16 protein-coding genes are annotated in these 16567 nt (G+C 38.2%); all 16 read left to right on the forward strand.

The features are described from left to right. Positions 1-62: 62 nt before the first annotated feature. The 16 genes from rpsB (at position 63) to FZC40_RS02175 (ending at position 16562) form a co-directional block, all read left to right on the forward strand. A complete protein-coding gene (gene rpsB / locus FZC40_RS02100) occupies positions 63-902 on the forward strand; it encodes a 30S ribosomal protein S2 (protein WP_243135721.1) in 840 nt (279 codons plus the stop codon). A gap of 27 nt (positions 903-929) precedes the next feature. Further along, positions 930-1574, forward strand: coding sequence for a translation elongation factor Ts (gene tsf, locus FZC40_RS02105; protein ID WP_337959673.1), 645 nt, complete (start codon positions 930-932; stop codon positions 1572-1574). Between the two features lie 100 nt (positions 1575-1674). Then, entirely contained in the window at positions 1675-2385 is a 711-nt protein-coding gene (gene pyrH, locus FZC40_RS02110) for a UMP kinase (RefSeq protein ID WP_148602292.1), read from the forward strand. A gap of 3 nt (positions 2386-2388) precedes the next feature. Next, on the forward strand, positions 2389-2946 hold the full coding sequence (gene frr, locus FZC40_RS02115) for a ribosome recycling factor (protein ID WP_148602293.1): 558 nt from the start codon (positions 2389-2391) through the stop codon (positions 2944-2946). Between the two features lie 246 nt (positions 2947-3192). Then, positions 3193-3684 carry a ribosome maturation factor RimP gene (gene rimP, locus FZC40_RS02120; protein ID WP_148602294.1) on the forward strand — a complete coding sequence of 164 codons (492 nt, stop codon included), beginning with the start codon at positions 3193-3195 and terminating at the stop codon, positions 3682-3684. Positions 3685-3707: 23 nt separating this feature from the next. Continuing rightward, positions 3708-4937, forward strand: coding sequence for a transcription termination factor NusA (gene nusA, locus FZC40_RS02125; RefSeq protein WP_148602295.1), 1230 nt, complete (start codon positions 3708-3710; stop codon positions 4935-4937). A 68-nt stretch (positions 4938-5005) separates the two neighbouring features. Then, the gene (rnpM, locus tag FZC40_RS02130; protein WP_148602296.1) at positions 5006-5281 is read left to right on the forward strand and encodes an RNase P modulator RnpM; all 276 of its coding nucleotides are present in this window, start codon (positions 5006-5008) and stop codon (positions 5279-5281) included. Between the two features lie 29 nt (positions 5282-5310). Then, the gene (infB, locus tag FZC40_RS02135; RefSeq protein WP_148602297.1) at positions 5311-7566 is read left to right on the forward strand and encodes a translation initiation factor IF-2; all 2256 of its coding nucleotides are present in this window, start codon (positions 5311-5313) and stop codon (positions 7564-7566) included. A 39-nt stretch (positions 7567-7605) separates the two neighbouring features. After that, complete coding sequence (gene rbfA, locus FZC40_RS02140; RefSeq protein ID WP_148602298.1) at positions 7606-8007, forward strand: 30S ribosome-binding factor RbfA; 402 nt, start codon at positions 7606-7608, stop codon at positions 8005-8007. Next, the gene (locus tag FZC40_RS02145; RefSeq protein ID WP_148602299.1) at positions 7991-8959 is read left to right on the forward strand and encodes a DHH family phosphoesterase; all 969 of its coding nucleotides are present in this window, start codon (positions 7991-7993) and stop codon (positions 8957-8959) included. The genes rbfA and FZC40_RS02145 overlap by 17 nt, the downstream gene beginning before the upstream one ends. After that, positions 8946-9866 (forward strand): tRNA pseudouridine(55) synthase TruB, encoded by a 921-nt coding sequence (gene truB, locus FZC40_RS02150; RefSeq protein ID WP_148602300.1) that lies wholly within the window; start codon positions 8946-8948, stop codon positions 9864-9866. The genes FZC40_RS02145 and truB overlap by 14 nt, the downstream gene beginning before the upstream one ends. A 9-nt stretch (positions 9867-9875) precedes the next feature. After that, positions 9876-10784: a bifunctional riboflavin kinase/FAD synthetase gene (locus FZC40_RS02155; RefSeq protein ID WP_148602301.1), complete on the forward strand. Its 909-nt coding sequence runs from the start codon at positions 9876-9878 to the stop codon at positions 10782-10784. Between the two features lie 120 nt (positions 10785-10904). Continuing rightward, entirely contained in the window at positions 10905-11171 is a 267-nt protein-coding gene (gene rpsO, locus FZC40_RS02160; RefSeq protein ID WP_148567190.1) for a 30S ribosomal protein S15, read from the forward strand. A gap of 148 nt (positions 11172-11319) precedes the next feature. Then, positions 11320-13398 carry a polyribonucleotide nucleotidyltransferase gene (locus FZC40_RS02165; RefSeq protein WP_148602302.1) on the forward strand — a complete coding sequence of 693 codons (2079 nt, stop codon included), beginning with the start codon at positions 11320-11322 and terminating at the stop codon, positions 13396-13398. Positions 13399-13400: 2 nt separating this feature from the next. Then, positions 13401-13853, forward strand: coding sequence for a dUTP diphosphatase (gene dut / locus FZC40_RS02170; protein ID WP_148602303.1), 453 nt, complete (start codon positions 13401-13403; stop codon positions 13851-13853). Between the two features lie 219 nt (positions 13854-14072). Further along, positions 14073-16562 carry a DNA translocase FtsK gene (locus FZC40_RS02175; RefSeq protein WP_148602304.1) on the forward strand — a complete coding sequence of 830 codons (2490 nt, stop codon included), beginning with the start codon at positions 14073-14075 and terminating at the stop codon, positions 16560-16562. Positions 16563-16567: the final 5 nt, after the last annotated feature.

Genomic DNA, 16567 nt, shown 5'->3' on the forward strand with positions numbered 1-16567 from the left:
TGGTTTCAGGTCGATGATCTTAATTGACGAGAATGGAGGAAAAACCAAGGAGGAATAAGATTATGGCATGTGTTTCGATGAAACAACTTTTAGAAGCAGGGGTGCATTTTGGGCATCAGACAAGACGATGGAATCCAAAAATGGCTCCATACATTTTCACAGAAAGAAACGGGATTTATATCATCGATTTACAACAAACTGTGAAGAGAATTGAAAAAGCATATAATTTCGTAAAAGAATTATCAGCAAACGGTGAAGAAATTCTTTTCGTTGGAACAAAAAAACAAGCGCAAACCAGTATTGAAAGAGAAGCAAAACGTAGCGGAAGCTACTGTGTTAATCACCGTTGGTTAGGTGGAACTTTAACAAACTTTGGAACGATCAGCAAACGAATTGATAAATTGAATGAATTAGAACAAATGGAAGAAGATGGAACTTTCGATCTTTTACCTAAAAAAGAAGTTATTAAGTTAAAACGTCTGCGTGAAAAATTACAAAAATTCTTAGGCGGCATCAAAGAGATGAAAGGTGTACCAGGCGCAATTTTTGTTATTGATACAAAAAAAGAAAGAATTGCAATAGCCGAAGCTAAAAAATTAGGTATTCCAATTATCGGAATCGTTGATACCAATTGTGATCCAGACGAAATTGATTATATCATTCCTGGTAACGATGATGCTATTCGGGCCGTAGCCTTAATTTTATCGGTTATCTCCGATGCAATTATCGAAGGACGTCAGGGCGAACAAGTTGAAGAAGAAATTGTAGTGGCACCTGTAGCAGTAGCTGAAGCAGTCGTTGAAGCAGCCCCAATTGCTGAAACTGCCCCAATTGCTGAAACTGCAACAGTTGTAGAAGCAGCACCAGTTGTTGAAGTAGCACCAGTTGTCGAAGCAGAATAATTTTTAAAACTTACCAGGAGGATAAACGTGGACGCAAAATTAGTAAAAGAATTAAGAGCCAAAAGCGGCGCAGGCATGATGGACTGTAAAAATGCTTTAGTAGAAACAGATGGAGTTATCGAAGAAGCAATGATCGTGTTAAGAGAAAAAGGTTTAGCAGCAACAAATAAAAAATCAGGACGTATTGCAGCAGAAGGCATCGTTGAATCCTATATACACATGGGTGGAAAAATTGGTGTTTTGGTTGAAATAAATTGTGAAACAGATTTTGTTGCAAAAACTGATGGATTTAAAACTTTTGTTAAAGATGTTGCAATGCATATTGCAGCAACAAATCCTTTATATGTCACTAAAGAAGAAGTGCCAGATGAAGAGTTGGAAAAAGAAAAAGAAATTCTTCGTGTTCAAGCCTTAAATGAAGGAAAACCTGAAAAAATTATTGAAAAAATGGTTGAAGGACGTATCAGTAAATTCTATAAAGAAATCTGTCTTCTGGAACAACCTTTTGTAAAAAATCCTGATATAACAATCGGAGATTTGGTAAAAGAACAAATCATGACGATTGGCGAAAACGTAAAAATCAGACGATTTGCTCGTTTTCAAATGGGCGAGGGTTTAGAGAAAAAAGAAGAAAATTTTGCTGAGGAAGTTGCCAAACAAATTAAAGCATAAACTGTAAAAAAGGACACATTCGTGTTCTTTTTTTACAGTTGACAGCATTGTAAATTTCAGATAATTACGATATAATGGAAAAAAAGGAAGGGGGGGTTTCATGGAACCAAAATATAAACGTGTAATCATTAAATTAAGCGGTGAAGCATTAGCTGGCAGCGCAAGTCATGGAATCGATACGCCAACAGTAGAATCCATATGTAGGCAGATCAAAGAAGTTTTTGATCTGGGAGTTGAGATTGCCATTGTTGTTGGCGGGGGGAATTTTTGGCGCGGACGCAGTGGTGAAGGCATGGATAAATCAACCGCGGACTATATGGGAATGCTGGCAACTTGCATCAATGCGCTGGGACTCCAGGATGTGCTTGAAGAAATGGGCGTTCCTGTCCGGGTTCAAACCGCCATTGAAATGAAACAGATTGCTGAACCATATATTCGGAGGAAAGCAATTCGCCACCTCGAAAAAAGAAGAATTGTTATTTTTGCTTCAGGTACCGGGAATCCCTTCTTTACAACGGATACCACTGCGGCTTTAAGAGCGGCAGAAATTGATGCGGAAATTATTTTACTGGCAAAAAGTATTGATGCTGTATATGACTCCGATCCATTAGTCAATCCAGAGGCGAAAAAATATACAGAATTAACATACATTGATGTGCTGAACAAAGGCTTGAAGGTTATGGATTCCACTGCAACATCACTGTGTATGGATAATCACATTCCCATTCTAGTATTTGGTTTAAATGAACCGAAAAATATTTTACGTGCCGTTATGGGCGAAAAAATCGGAACAATTATTCAGGAGGTTTAGAAGATGGTAAATGAGATTAAGGCAACAACAAATGAGAAAATGGAAAAAGCACTGATAAATCTAAACGAAAGTTTAGGCAGTTTAAGGGCAGGTCGAGCGAATCCCCGGATACTTGACAGAGTCATGGTAGATTATTATGGCTCACCAACCAGCTTAAATCAGCTTGCCAACATCAGTACGCCTGAGGCGAGAATGATTGTCATACAACCCTATGATGCCACGTCAATATCAGCCATAGAAAAAGGCATTCTTAAATCCGATCTTGGTTTTAACCCATCAAATGATGGCAAAATCATCCGTTTGCTGATTCCACAGCTTACCGAAGAACGCCGCAAAGAATTAGTTAAACTGGTTAAAAAATATGGCGAAGAATGTAAGGTAACAATGCGAAATATCCGCAGACATGCCATACAGGATTTGAAAGATGGCCAAAAAGAAGGATTGATCACCGAAGATGATTTAAAACAGGGTGAGAAGGAAATCCAAAAAGTAACGGACGATGAGATTAAAAACATTGAACAGATTCTAAAAGATAAAGAGATCGAAATTTTAGAAGTTTAGTTGTTTTTATGAGATATGATTTTTTTAATTGTTTATTCAATTAAATAGTATTTCATTAAGAGTGGGGAGACCCACTCTTAACTATTTTACGCGCAGGCACAGGTCAAACAAATGCTTATATTCAGATAATAAAGACTGCCCGGGACCCAATGCTAAACGCGCCTATAGGGTGACTCTTTTAAGGCAGGCGGTTAACTATTAATTTAAAGATTGATAAATACACAATTATAACAAAAAGGATTAACTATGAAAAAAATATCTAAAGAAGTTTTTTTAGAAGAACTGATTGCTCCAGTTGTAGAATCACTTGATTATGAATTAGCGGATCTCACCTTTGAAAAAGGTGGAAAAGATTGGTACTTAATTCTCTATATTGATTCAGAAAAAGGTATCACAATGGACGACTGCGAAAAAGTCAGCCGAAAAGTGAGTGAAGTTTTAGACGAAAAAGATCCGATTGAACAAGGCTATTTTTTGGAAGTCTCTTCTCCGGGGATTGATCGGCCATTGAAAAAAGACCGGCATTTTATGGCGAGTATCAATAAGAAAATTGCCATTCATCTTTTTGCACCTTTAAATGGGAAGAAAGATTTTCAAGGGGTATTAAAGACATATACACCTGAAGCTCTTTCCCTTGAACTTGAAACAGGTGAAATATTAGAACTGGAAAATAATAAAATAGCAAAAGCAAATCTATTGGATGAGTTAAATTTTAATCCTCATCCAACTGCTGAATAACATGGAAGGCGGAAAAAACAATTATGAATGCGGAGTTTATTAGAGCTCTAGATGTAATTCAAGAAGAGAAATCAATTGATAAAGAAGAATTAATTCAAGCCATTGAGGCAGCGATCACCACGGCATATAAAAAAAATTATGGAAATGCACATAATGTGGAAATTAATATTGATCGTGAATCCGGGGATATTCAAGTATACGCGATGAAAGAAATTGTCGAAATACCGGAAAATGATCAAAATCAGATTTCACTCGATAAAGCTAGAGAAATTGATCCGAACTATAATATCGGAGACTTCTTTCGTAAAGAAGTAAGACCCAGAGATTTTGGCAGAATTGCTGCACAAAATGCAAAACAGCTAATTATTCAGCGAATTAAAGAGGCTGAACGAAATATCATTTATAATGATTATCTTGAAAGACAAGATGAAGTTTTAACCGGAATTATCAAACGGGTTGAAAAAGGTGTTGTTTATGTTGAAGTTGGAAAACTTGAAGCAGTGATGTTGCCATCGGAACAAATACCGGGAGAAGCATATGACATTAACCAAAGAATAAAAGTATATTTATTGATGGTTAAGAAAACAACAAAAGGTCCTCAGGTTAATGTATCAAGAACCCATCCAGGATTAGTGAAACGCTTGTTTGAATCAGAAGTACCCGAAATATTTGATGGTATTGTGGACATTATTTCCATATCCCGAGAAGCCGGTTCGAGAACAAAGGTGGCTGTAAAAGCCAATGATCCGAGTATTGATCCAGTTGGAGCTTGTGTCGGACAAAAGGGCGTTCGGGTACAAAATATCATTAATGAATTAAGAGGAGAAAAGATCGATGTCATTAAATGGAGTGAAAATATCGATGAGTATCTTTCAAATGCATTAAGCCCGGCAAAAGTTGTTCAAGTTTTACCGAATAAAGATGAAAAGGCAGCCATTGCCATTGTGGACGATTATCAACTTTCACTGGCAATTGGTAAAGAAGGACAGAATGTAAGGTTAGCAGCAAAACTTACCGGTTGGAAAATTGATATTAAAAGCAAACTTGATTATGCCAGCAAATATCAGATTGATAAAAAATCAGATAATGAAAATGAAGATATTCTATTAGAACTAAAAGAAGAACTCGAGTTGGAAGAACTTGAGGTGGCAGAAGAACTTGACTTTGCGGAAAACCTTGAATTAGTAGAAGAACCTGAACCAGAACCAGAACCAGAACCTAAACTTGCAGATGAGCTTGAGCTAGAAAGTTAAAGGTTTAATCAATATTATAGCTTTTTATGCTATAATATTAAAAAAGATCGATGTCAGAGAGGTAATATATGAAAAAAATTCCACAGAGAACCTGTGTTATATGCCATTCGAAATTTGATAAACGGGACTTATTAAGGATTGTGTCAGATAAATCTGGAGAAATTTTTTTTGATTCCACGGGAAAAGCGAATGGACGTGGCGCCTATGTGTGCACATCCGAAGCTTGCGTGGATCAATTTTTGAATAAAAATTACCTGGAACGTGCATTTAAAAGAAAAGTAGATAAGGAAGTTGTTGATGCCGTTCGTCAGCAGCTAATGGAAAAAGTAAAAATGAACAAATAAATAAATAAAAATTTGAAGGGAGGAATAATATGTCAAAATTAAGAGTATACGATTTTGCAAAAAAATATAATATCCCCAGCAAGGAATTCGTAGCTATTTTAAATAAACACAATATTCCTGTAAAAAATCATATGAGTGCCCTGACTGATCAACAAGTAGCCGAGTTTGAAGAGAAATTTGATAAAGATAAATATCTGGCGGATTTAGAAGCAGATAATAAAAAAGAAGTTTCACAAGATAATGAGAATCAAAAGTTTCAAAGCACATCAAAAAAAGAAACTCAAACCGGAAAAGTACCACCAAAAGTACCACAAAAGGCACCACAAAAAAATCAAAGCAATCAAAGCAATCAAAGCAATCAAAAAAGTCAAAAAAATACAGGGGGCAATGTGCCTAAGAAAACAGAAGATAAAAAACGACCGGTATCGGCAAACCAGGGACAACAACCTAAGGTGAGAGATCATAGCAAAAAAGAAAAAACGGCACGAAGCGTTTACAAACGAATTAAGGATGAAAAAAAGAAAACAGTTCAATTGAATCAAGTTTTTGAAATTCCTGACATTCTAACCGTTGGGGAACTTGCTGAAATTCTCGAATTAAACGCAACGGATATCATCAAAACATTGATGGCGTCTGGTTCCATGGTTAACATCAATCAAGAAATTGATTATGAAACAGCTGCCATCGTCGCAGCCGAATTTGACCTTGAAGTTGAGGCTATTGAAATTGAAGATGTGGTTTCCAAAATTCTTGAGGAATATGACGAAGAAGAAACTGGAAATGAAGTATTGCGGCCTCCAGTTGTCACCGTTATGGGACATGTTGATCACGGGAAAACATCATTGCTTGACCGTATTCGTAAAGCCAATGTAATTGCGGGAGAAGCAGGAGGCATTACTCAGCATATTGGAGCCTACACTGTAAATATCAAAAAACAAGCCATTACCTTTATTGATACACCTGGACATGAAGCTTTTACAGCGATGCGTTCTAGAGGGGCACAAATAACGGATATTGCGGTATTGGTTGTTGCGGCGGATGATGGTGTCATGCCACAGACAATTGAGGCAATTAATCATGCTAAGGCGGCCGGTGTTCCAATTCTGGTTGCCATTAACAAAATTGATAAACCGGGAGCAAATCCTGATCGCGTCAAACAAGAATTAACAGAATATGGCCTTGTCGTTGAAGAATGGGGCGGAGAAACGATCGCCGTTTTGGTTTCAGCAAAAACAGGCGAAGGAATTGACGCACTATTAGAGATGATTATACTGATGGCTGAGGTAGAAGAATTAAAAGCGGATCCAACACGTGAAGCCAGAGGAACAGTTATTGAAGCGCAGGTGAAACGGGGCAAAGGTCCAGTAGCATCTTTACTTGTTCAACAAGGAACCTTGCATGTCGGGGACTGCATTCTTACTGGCATAACCTATGGTAAGATTAAAGCCATGATTGACGATAAAGGGAAACGACTTAAAAAAGCCGGACCTTCTACACCCGTTGAAATTTCGGGTTTATCCGATATTCCGATAGCTGGCGATGATTTTATTGTGCTGGAAAATGAAAAAGAAGCTCGACAATTGGCAGAAAAACGAAAAGATATGCAAAAAGGAGAACGACAACGTCGTTCAAATATTTCATTGGATGATCTTTTCAGCCAGATCCAGGATGGTAATATCCAAGATGTTAATATTATCATCAAAGCAGATGTTCAGGGGTCAATCGAAGCAATTAAGCAATCACTGGAAAAACTTGATAATGAATCGGTACGAATCAATGTGATCCATGGTGCCGTAGGTGCTATTAATGAGACCGATGTTATGCTGGCAGCGACTTCAAATGCCATTGTGATCGGCTTTAATGTAAGACCTGATAAGAATGCTGTTAAACTTGCTGAAACGGAAGATGTTGATATTCGACTTTACCGAGTCATTTATGACGCTGTTGAAGATATTAAGAAAGCCATGGAAGGCATGCTTGCACCTGAATTCCGGGAAAAAGTCATGGGTAATGCAGAGGTCAGAGAAGTATTCAAAATACCTAGCATTGGTACCATCGCCGGAACCTATATAACAGATGGAAAAATCAACCGAAATGATGATGTTCGAATTATCAGGGATGGCATTGTTGTATTTGAGGGGAAAATTGCTTCAATGAGACGTTTTAAGGATGATGTAAAAGAAGTTAATTCCGGCTATGAATGTGGTATTGGAATCGAAAAATACAACGATTTAAAAGTTGGCGATAACATCGAAGCATTTACAATGGAAAAAATCGAAAGATAGACAAATGTCCTATCTTTCATACTGAAGGAGGTCAATGATATGGCATCTCATCGCAACGAAAAAATTAACGGACAAATTCAAAGAGAATTGAGTCTGATCATTATACATAAAATGAAGGATACTCGAATCAGAGACAGCAATGTCAGCATTACCAGGGTTAGGGCAACTCCGGATCTCAAGACAGCGACTGTTTATGTCAGTATCTTTGGAGATGAAGCCCAGAAAAAAGCGGTAGTTGAATTGTTGAATAATGCCAAAAGCTTTTTAAGATCCAGTCTTGGAAAAGTGATTACCGTTCATTCGGTACCGGCATTGATATTTGAAATTGATGATTCAGTGGAATACGGAATGCATATCGAATCAATTTTAAAAAGTTTGAAGGATGATAAAGAAATAAAAGATGATACAGAATCGAAGGAAGATAATGAAGAAAATTCCTGATGAAATAATAGAATGCCTGAAAGAAAACCAAAACTTTTTGATTTTACTTCATCAAAAACCTGACGGCGACGCGATTGGATCTGCGGTAGCCATGGGAAAGGGTTTGAAGCAGTTGAATAAATCCGTTGACTATTATATCGAGCTTCCGATTGAAGATAAATTACTTTTCTTCAATGAGATCGCGTGTTTTAATCAACAACTGAAAGAAAGCTATGACGTCATTTTATATATGGATTGCTCTACTGGTGAATTTGCATTTTCACCTAAAAAAATGCCAAAAACAAAAGTGAAATTAGTCATTGACCACCATAAAAGCAATGCTCATTACGGTGATCTTAACTTCGTTGAAATTACCGGAGCGACGGCCGAAATTGTATTTCGTATCCTGCGGGCATTGGATGTTAAAATTGACGAGGAGATGGCGGATGCGATTTTTACAGCAATTTCAACCGATACGGGAAGTTTTCAATTTTCCAACGTGACGACTGATACGCACATCATTGCAAGTGAACTTTATAAAGTCAAACCAAGCTATGCCAATCTTTCAAAAAGGCTTCATAGTCAAAAGAATATGGATCAAATGAAAATGACCGGGGCAGCCATACATTCCTTAGAAATTCTGGACTGTGTGCCCATTGCCTTCATGGTTTTAGATTATGATACCATTACGAAGTTTGGCGGAAGCATTAATATCAGCGATGATGTTGCAAATGTCGGTCAAAATACCATTGGGGTAGATATTACAGCCCTATTAAAAGAAGTCAGACCAGGAGAATACCGAGTGTCGCTTCGTGCAAAATTCCCATATGATATTCATAAAATTGCCTTAAAATATGGTGGCGGTGGACACGAGCGAGCCGCAGGTTTTAATTTTACTGGTGATATTGAACTTTTAAAGGAAGATCTGATGGAAGTTTATAAAGAGCAAAGTGAACAATATGAAACAGTATAATGGTTATCTCAATGTTTATAAAGAGAAAGGGATGACATCCCACGATGTTGTCTTTAAAACCCGGAAGATATTGAAAACTAAAAAAATAGGACATACAGGAACTCTTGATCCAGATGCTGAAGGAGTTCTTGTTCTATGTATTGGCAAAGCGACAAAAATGGTCGAGTACATTACCGATCATGAAAAAGTCTATGAAGCAGAAGTGGTGTTGGGGATGGAAACAGACACCTGCGATCTGTCTGGAACTGTTGTTAACGAGCAACCGGACATGGGCATTACTCAAGCAGTCTTTCAAAAAGCATTAGAGCAATTTTCCGGAACAATTTCACAAAAACCACCCATCTACTCAGCGATTCGCGTGAATGGAAAAAAGCTTTACCACTACGCCAGAAATGGTGAGAAGGTTGAAATACCGAGCCGACTCGTTCATATATCCAAACTTTCTTTATTGGAATTTTCAGAAAAGACTCAGAGAGCTATAATACAGGTAACCTGTTCAAAAGGCACCTATATGCGTTCATTATGCCGGGATATCGGTACAGCACTGGGAACATACGGGTGTATGGGACATTTGATCCGTCATCAGGTTGGGGATTTCCTAATTGAAGAAGCACTTAAATTATCTGAAATTGAAGAAAAAGTGTCGAATGATCAATTAGATGCGCATATTTATCCTTTAGCATATTCTCTTGATGGATACAAACGGATAACTGCTACAGAAGACGGAAAAAAATTTTTAATTAATGGTAACAAGCTTTATCAGTGGAATGTAGTGGAATCGTTTGATGAGTTTAAACCATCAGAAATAATACGGTTATATGATAATGAAAAATTGGTGGGAATGGGCAAGTTCTATTTTTGTGATGATGAAGACGGAAACTATGTAAAACCCAGCAAATTATTGTGAGGAAAATTTATGACAAAGACCTTATATCATGGAGAAGAAATTGTTTTGGCACTGGGCTTTTTTGACGGTGTACACCGGGGACATCAGGCCCTTCTGAAAAAAACAAAAGAAATTGGCAATCAATTAGGATTGAAGACCGGGGTGATGACCTTTAACGAACACCCCCTTGAACTTATTTTTCCAAATTACACACCATGGTTGATTACTTCAAACACCGAAAAAGAGTCAATCATGCGCGAATTTGGTTTAGACTACGTATTTTTAAATCCTTTTACTGAAAGACTGATGAAACTGACTCCTGAAAAATTTATTACTGAATATCTTTTAAAAAAATACAAGGTGAAAACACTCGTAGTGGGATATAATTATAATTTTGGTTACAAAGGATCAGGAACGACAGAGATATTAACAGAACTTGGAAAAAAATATGGATTTGCCGTGGAGATTCTCCCCCAATTTATTATTGATGAGCACTCAGTCAGTTCAACTTTGATCAGAGAGTTGATTAGTTGCGGACAGGTTGAAGAAGTAAAAGATTTTCTGGGACGTGATTATGCGTTAACCGGTAGAGTTGTTCAGGGGAAAAGGCTGGGACGTCAATACGGAATTCCAACGGCAAATATTAAGTTGGATAAAAAAATAGTTTTACCGAACACTGGGGTTTACTATACGCATGTTTATTATAACGGAAGATGCTATAACGGATTAACAAATTTAGGTTGCAATCCAACCTTTGAAAAACATCCTTTTAGCATTGAAACATATATTTATGATTTTGATGAGAATATATACGATGAAGAAATAACGATTGTCTTTAAGAATAAAATACGAAATGAGATTAAATTTGATACGATTGACGATTTAGTTGTGCGAATAAAAAGTGATATCGAAGACATTCAGAAAAATTACATAAAATAAAATTATTTACATAATTTAGTGTTTATGATACAATTAGCAAGTTAATTCCATTCACTTGGTTTTTTGAAACTCCAACAAAATACTCGGTCCATGGATAATTTGAAAAATAAGGAGAAAAAAATGATTAGTAAAGAAGTAAAAGAAACAGTAGTCAATGACTACAAAAGACATGATGGTGACACCGGTTCACCAGAAGTTCAAATTGCATTGCTGACAGCAAGAATAAATGATCTTAACGGACATCTTCAAATTCACAAAAAAGATCATCACTCACGACGTGGCCTGCTAAAACTTGTAGGACAACGAAGACGATTATTAACTTATTTAAAAGGCAAAGATATCAATCGATATCGTGAACTAATCCAAAGATTAGGCTTAAGAAAATAATTTGGGGCGGAGTATTCCGCCCTCTTTTTTTTACGTGAAGGCAATGAGTCAAATGAGTCCTCACACTCACTTGACTCATTGCCTGCGAACGGCGGGAAACTCGCAAACGTGTTTCTTGTGGTTAAAATAAATAGAAAGCGAGAAAATAATGAAAATTTTTGAAACTCAAATTGCCGGACGCCCTTTCCGGGTAGAAATTGGCCAGGTAGCACAGCTTGCAAAAGGTGCGGCCATGATTAGATATGGCGAAACAGAAGTTTTAGTAGTAACTGCTGCTTCTAAAAAGCCACGTGAAGGAATGGATTTCTTTCCATTAAGCTGTGATTATGAAGAAAAACAATACTCGGTTGGGAAAATTCCGGGAGGCTTTATAAAACGAGAAGGTCGACCGACGGAAAGAGCTATTTTAAATTCAAGACTCATGGATCGTCCCCTTCGCCCCTTGTTTCCAAAGGGCTTTAGAAACGATGTATCCGTTACCGCAACCGTTATGTCGGTTGATCAGGACAATGCCCCAGAAATTGCGGCGATGATCGGATCATCAATTGTATTGTCGATTTCTGACATTCCCTTTAACGGACCAACTGGCGCCGTCGCAGTCGGCTATGTTGACGGAGAGTTGATCATTAATCCAAACGAAGAACAACGCGGAAAAAGTGATCTTAGTTTAGTTGTTTCAGGAACCAAAGAGGCCATTATGATGGTTGAAGCAGGTGCTAACATAGTTTCTGAAAAACTGATGCTGGATGCAATTTTATTAGCTCATGAAGAAATTAAAAAAATTGTGGCTTTTCAGGAAGAAATCATCGCAACAGTCGGAAAAGAAAAAAAGGAATACAAATTATTTTTGCCTTCTGAAGATGTCCAGAATGAAATTGCTTCATTTATCGGTGATCGATTAAAGGATGCCGTTAATACTTCAGACAAACTTGAAAGACTGGAAAATATCGATAAAGTAAACGAGTTGATAAAAGCACATTGCGAAGAGCTTTTTCCAGAAAAGGGAAATGAAGTTGATGATGTTCTTAAATCTCTTTTGAAAAAAGAGATAAGACGGCTTATTCTTGAAGAACGTATTCGACCGGACAATCGTAAAACGAATGAAATCAGGCCAATATCAGCCCAAATTGATTTTCTTGCCAGACCACATGGCTCAGGTTTGTTTACGCGCGGAGAAACCCAAGTATTGTCGGTGACAACTCTGAGTGTTTTAGGCGATGCGCAATCACTTGATGGGATATCAAACGAAGAATCAAAACGGTATATGCATCATTATAATTTCCCGTCCTACAGCGTCGGTGAAACCCGACCTTCAAGAGGACCGGGTCGCCGTGAAATCGGTCATGGATCGCTAGCCGAGCGTGCGTTGTTACCAGTGCTGCCATCAGAAGAAGATTTTCCATATGCCATTCGGGTGGTATCAGAAGTCTTAAGCTCAAACGGATCAACGTCACAGGGTAGTGTGTGCGGAAGTTCCCTTTCGCTAATGGCTGCCGGGGTACCGATAAAGGCAACAGTTGCCGGGATTGCCATGGGACTTATTAAAGAAGGCGATAAACTTGCTATTCTTTCAGATATTCAGGGAATGGAAGATGCCCTTGGCGATATGGACTTCAAAGTAGCGGGAACAGCAGATGGCATTACTGCTATTCAAATGGATATTAAAGTCGATGGAATCAGTGAAGAAGTATTGACTGAAGCCTTAGAACAAGCTCGTATTGGCAGACTTCATATTATGGGCATTATGAATGAAGAAATATCAGAACCGCGAAAAGAATTATCTCCAAATGCGCCGCAGATTTTCATTATGCAGATTAATCCTGATAAAATCAGAGACGTTATCGGTTCAGGCGGAAAAGTCATTAATAAAATTATTGATGAAACCGGCGTAAAAATTGATATTGAAGATGATGGCCGGGTATTCATTGCCTCGACTGATTCAGAATCTGGAAAACGGGCACGGGAAATAATCGAAAACATTGTCCGAGTGGTAGAAATTGGAGAAGTATTAACCGGTAAGGTGGTCCGGATTATGACTTTCGGAGCTTTTGTATCATTACCAGGCGGAAAAGATGGTTTGATCCATATTTCGAAATTAGCAAACGAACGCGTCGACAAAGTTGAAGATGTGGTAAACATCGGTGATGAAGTGACCGTTAAAGTTATGGAAATAGATGGGCAGGGACGTATTAATTTATCTCGCAAAGCAATGTTGCCAAAGGAATAATGATGGTTAATAATTGCAAAATCAAGATCTTCAACAAATCCGAGTACCCGTTGCCGGAGTATCAAACCGATGGCTCTGCAGGGGTGGATTTGAGAGCGAATATCGAAGGAAAATTGATTGTGATGCCTAAGAAAGTTTATCAGATTCCGACCGGAATTTTTATCGAAATGCCGCTAGGAATTGAAGCCCAAATACGGGCACGCAGCGGATTGGCTCTTAAGCACGGACTTTCATTGGTTAACGGGATCGGAACGATTGACCCAGATTATCGTGGAGAAATTAAGATTATTTTGATAAACTTACTGGACCGACCATATCAGTTGGAGCCAGGTGAGCGAATTGCGCAAATGGTTTTTGCTGAGTATGTAAAAGTGGATTTTTCAGAAGTCACCAGCATTGAAGAATTAGAAACCAGTGAACGAGGCGATGGTGGTTTTGGTCACTCAGGAAAGTGAAATTGAGTGTCACATTGCGTTCCAATAGTAATAACAATTAATAAACAAGCACTAGGAGCTGTCGCAAAATTTCATGATTGCTGCACCTTATGATTGTCGAGACTCTAAGGTGTAGGTTTTCCTACACCTTTTATCATGTCTTTTATTTGTGTGAAGGCAGTCGCCAAACGCAGAGAAACTTGCAAAGTGTATTTCTTGGGTTATATTATGAGGAGAAGAATGGCTACAAAAAAAAGAACCACACAAAATCAAAAAAGCAGAAATGCATCACAAAGTCGAAGAAAAAAGAAAGCAACAAAAAAAATATTTGGCAATAACCTGGTAATTGGGGTGTTGCTTATCATTGTCGGATGTTTTACCGCTTATTCCTATATTGATTTTAATGCCGGGATTGCTGGTGATCTGGTTAGTCAGGGATTTAGCTATTGCTTTGGGTCAGCAACGCTATTAATTTGTTTTTACTTTGTTGCCCTGGGAATTATTCTTTGTATCAATAAAATTGATGATTGGGCCCAAAACTTTGTATTGGTTTTTTTACTGCTGGTCAATTTGATGATCATCTTTACGATTAATACGCCTAATTTAATGGGTTATAGTATCCCGGAACTTTTTAGTTTAGCTCAGTATGGTCAATATGGTGGGATCATAGGAATATTGCTGGCGGTATTACTGATAAAGTTATTTGCGGTCAAAGGGACGATTTTGCTTGTCGTTATTTCCTCTATTCTGATGATGGCGATTATATTCAAAAATAGTCTCAAAAAATATTGGCAGAACATCAAAGATAAAAATAAAGATGCACCAGCTTTAAAAAATCGCGTTAAAGACAAGATTGCGGCGATCAAAGATAAAAGAAAAATAAAAAACGAAGTGAAGGCGACCAAAGATCGCACATCCGAAACAGCAATGATTCCCCCGATTAGTGCGGAGGAAAATGATGCGGCATTATTTGAACCCCTTCAGATAAACGGCGACTCAAACAAATCATTATTTAAACCCATCAATCAATCAGCTGGCAAATCAAAAAAGAAGACCAAGACAGATCCGTTTGGTTTTATTGAAGAAGAAGTCATTGTTAAAGAGCCACCCATTAAAATTCATGAAAACTTTCTTAATCCAGCGGATTTAAGTGGTTTAAGTCGGGGAAAAATAGATAATGGAATTAATGAAGAAAACAAAATGGCCGATCATTCGGATTTTAGCGGCTTAAGTCGGGGAAAAATTGGAAAAGACAAAGGTGAAGAAGTAGAACACCTCAATCAGGAAAAGATTAACCTGGGTAACGAAATCGAAGAATACACGTTTCCGTCATTAGATCTGCTCAATCCTCCGGCAGCAAAAAAAAAATCAAAAAAAGATGATGTGATCAAAAAAGCAAAAATCATTGAAGATACCTTGAAAAACTTTGGTGTCCGGGCAAAAATTATTGAAGTGAATGTCGGCCCGAGTATTACCCGTTTTGAACTCCAACTGGCGCCCGGCGTGAAAGTAAATAAGATTGTGAACTTAGCCAACGATTTGGCATTAAGTCTGGCAACTTCAGATATTCGCATCGAAGCACCGATTCCCGGCAAGGCCGCGGTTGGAATAGAAGTACCCAACGAAGTCTCGGAAATCGTTGGCTTACGGGAAATCATTGATACTCCTGAGTTTAAGGACAGCAAAAGTCCGTTAACTTTTGCCCTGGGAAAAACACTTACCGGAGAAAGTATTATTGGCGACATCGGCAAAATGCCGCATGTGCTGATTGCCGGAGCCACGGGTTCAGGGAAAAGCGTTTGCATCAACAGTATTATCACGAGTCTTATCTTTAAATCATCTCCCGCTGAAGTACGGTTCATTATGATCGACCCCAAAATGGTCGAACTCAGTCAGTACAACGCGATTCCGCATTTACTGATTCCGGTGGTAACAGATCCTAAAAAGGCCGCCTATGCATTAAATTGGGGATTGAAGGAAATGACAGACCGCTATATGTTGTTTAAAGATTCAGGCGTCAGGGATATTGAAGGCTACAATGAATTAATTGAAAAATCAGGGGATAAAAAATTACCCCGAATTGTCATCGTTATTGACGAGTTGGCAGATTTGATGATTACTTCGCCAAAAGAAGTTGAAAATGCCATTTGCCGGATCGCTCAGCTCGCGCGAGCATGTGGCATTCATTTAATTATTGCCACCCAACGACCGTCGGTGGATGTCATTACCGGACTGATTAAAGCGAATATTCCCTCCAGAATAGCCTTTGCGGTGGCTTCAAATACGGATTCACGAACAATCCTGGATACCGGCGGGGCCGAAAAACTTTTGGGGAAAGGGGATATGCTGTATTATCCGGTTGGTCAATCAAAGCCGACCAGGGTACAATGCACATATGTGTCCGATCATGAGATCAATGCCGTCATTGATGCAGTAGAAGTTAAGAAAGGCAAACAGTACGATGCTTCCATTGAAGATGAAATTTCAAAGGAGCCGGAAGAGAAAAAGCCTAAACGGGACGGCGATGTTCTTTTAGAAGATGCGATAAAAATAGCTTTCGAATATAATCAAATATCAACTTCAATGCTGCAGCGAAAATTACAGGTTGGCTATGCAAGAGCAGGAAGAATTATTGATGACCTTGAAGAACGGGGCATTATATCCGGCCCCAACGGAAGCAAACCACGAGAAATATTGGTAACAGAAGATGAAATTAGAAATCGGGAGTAGGTGAA

This window comes from Acetobacterium tundrae (genome assembly GCF_008086615.1).
GTDB lineage: Bacteria > Bacillota > Clostridia > Eubacteriales > Eubacteriaceae > Acetobacterium > Acetobacterium tundrae.

Excerpts from the sequence above, each read along its gene's own strand:
- rpsB (WP_243135721.1), top strand. The coding sequence starts at position 63 with ATGGCATGTGTTTCGATGAAACAACTTTTAGAAGCAGGGGTGCATTTT.
- pyrH (WP_148602292.1), top strand. The coding sequence starts at position 1,675 with ATGGAACCAAAATATAAACGTGTAATCATTAAATTAAGCGGTGAAGCA.
- frr (WP_148602293.1), top strand. The coding sequence starts at position 2,389 with ATGGTAAATGAGATTAAGGCAACAACAAATGAGAAAATGGAAAAAGCA.
- rimP (WP_148602294.1), top strand. The coding sequence starts at position 3,193 with ATGAAAAAAATATCTAAAGAAGTTTTTTTAGAAGAACTGATTGCTCCA.
- nusA (WP_148602295.1), top strand. The coding sequence starts at position 3,708 with ATGAATGCGGAGTTTATTAGAGCTCTAGATGTAATTCAAGAAGAGAAA.
- rnpM (WP_148602296.1), top strand. The coding sequence starts at position 5,006 with ATGAAAAAAATTCCACAGAGAACCTGTGTTATATGCCATTCGAAATTT.
- infB (WP_148602297.1), top strand. The coding sequence starts at position 5,311 with ATGTCAAAATTAAGAGTATACGATTTTGCAAAAAAATATAATATCCCC.
- rbfA (WP_148602298.1), top strand. The coding sequence starts at position 7,606 with ATGGCATCTCATCGCAACGAAAAAATTAACGGACAAATTCAAAGAGAA.
- FZC40_RS02145 (WP_148602299.1), top strand. The coding sequence starts at position 7,991 with ATGAAGAAAATTCCTGATGAAATAATAGAATGCCTGAAAGAAAACCAA.
- truB (WP_148602300.1), top strand. The coding sequence starts at position 8,946 with ATGAAACAGTATAATGGTTATCTCAATGTTTATAAAGAGAAAGGGATG.
- FZC40_RS02155 (WP_148602301.1), top strand. The coding sequence starts at position 9,876 with ATGACAAAGACCTTATATCATGGAGAAGAAATTGTTTTGGCACTGGGC.
- rpsO (WP_148567190.1), top strand. The coding sequence starts at position 10,905 with ATGATTAGTAAAGAAGTAAAAGAAACAGTAGTCAATGACTACAAAAGA.
- FZC40_RS02165 (WP_148602302.1), top strand. The coding sequence starts at position 11,320 with ATGAAAATTTTTGAAACTCAAATTGCCGGACGCCCTTTCCGGGTAGAA.
- dut (WP_148602303.1), top strand. The coding sequence starts at position 13,401 with ATGGTTAATAATTGCAAAATCAAGATCTTCAACAAATCCGAGTACCCG.
- FZC40_RS02175 (WP_148602304.1), top strand. The coding sequence starts at position 14,073 with ATGGCTACAAAAAAAAGAACCACACAAAATCAAAAAAGCAGAAATGCA.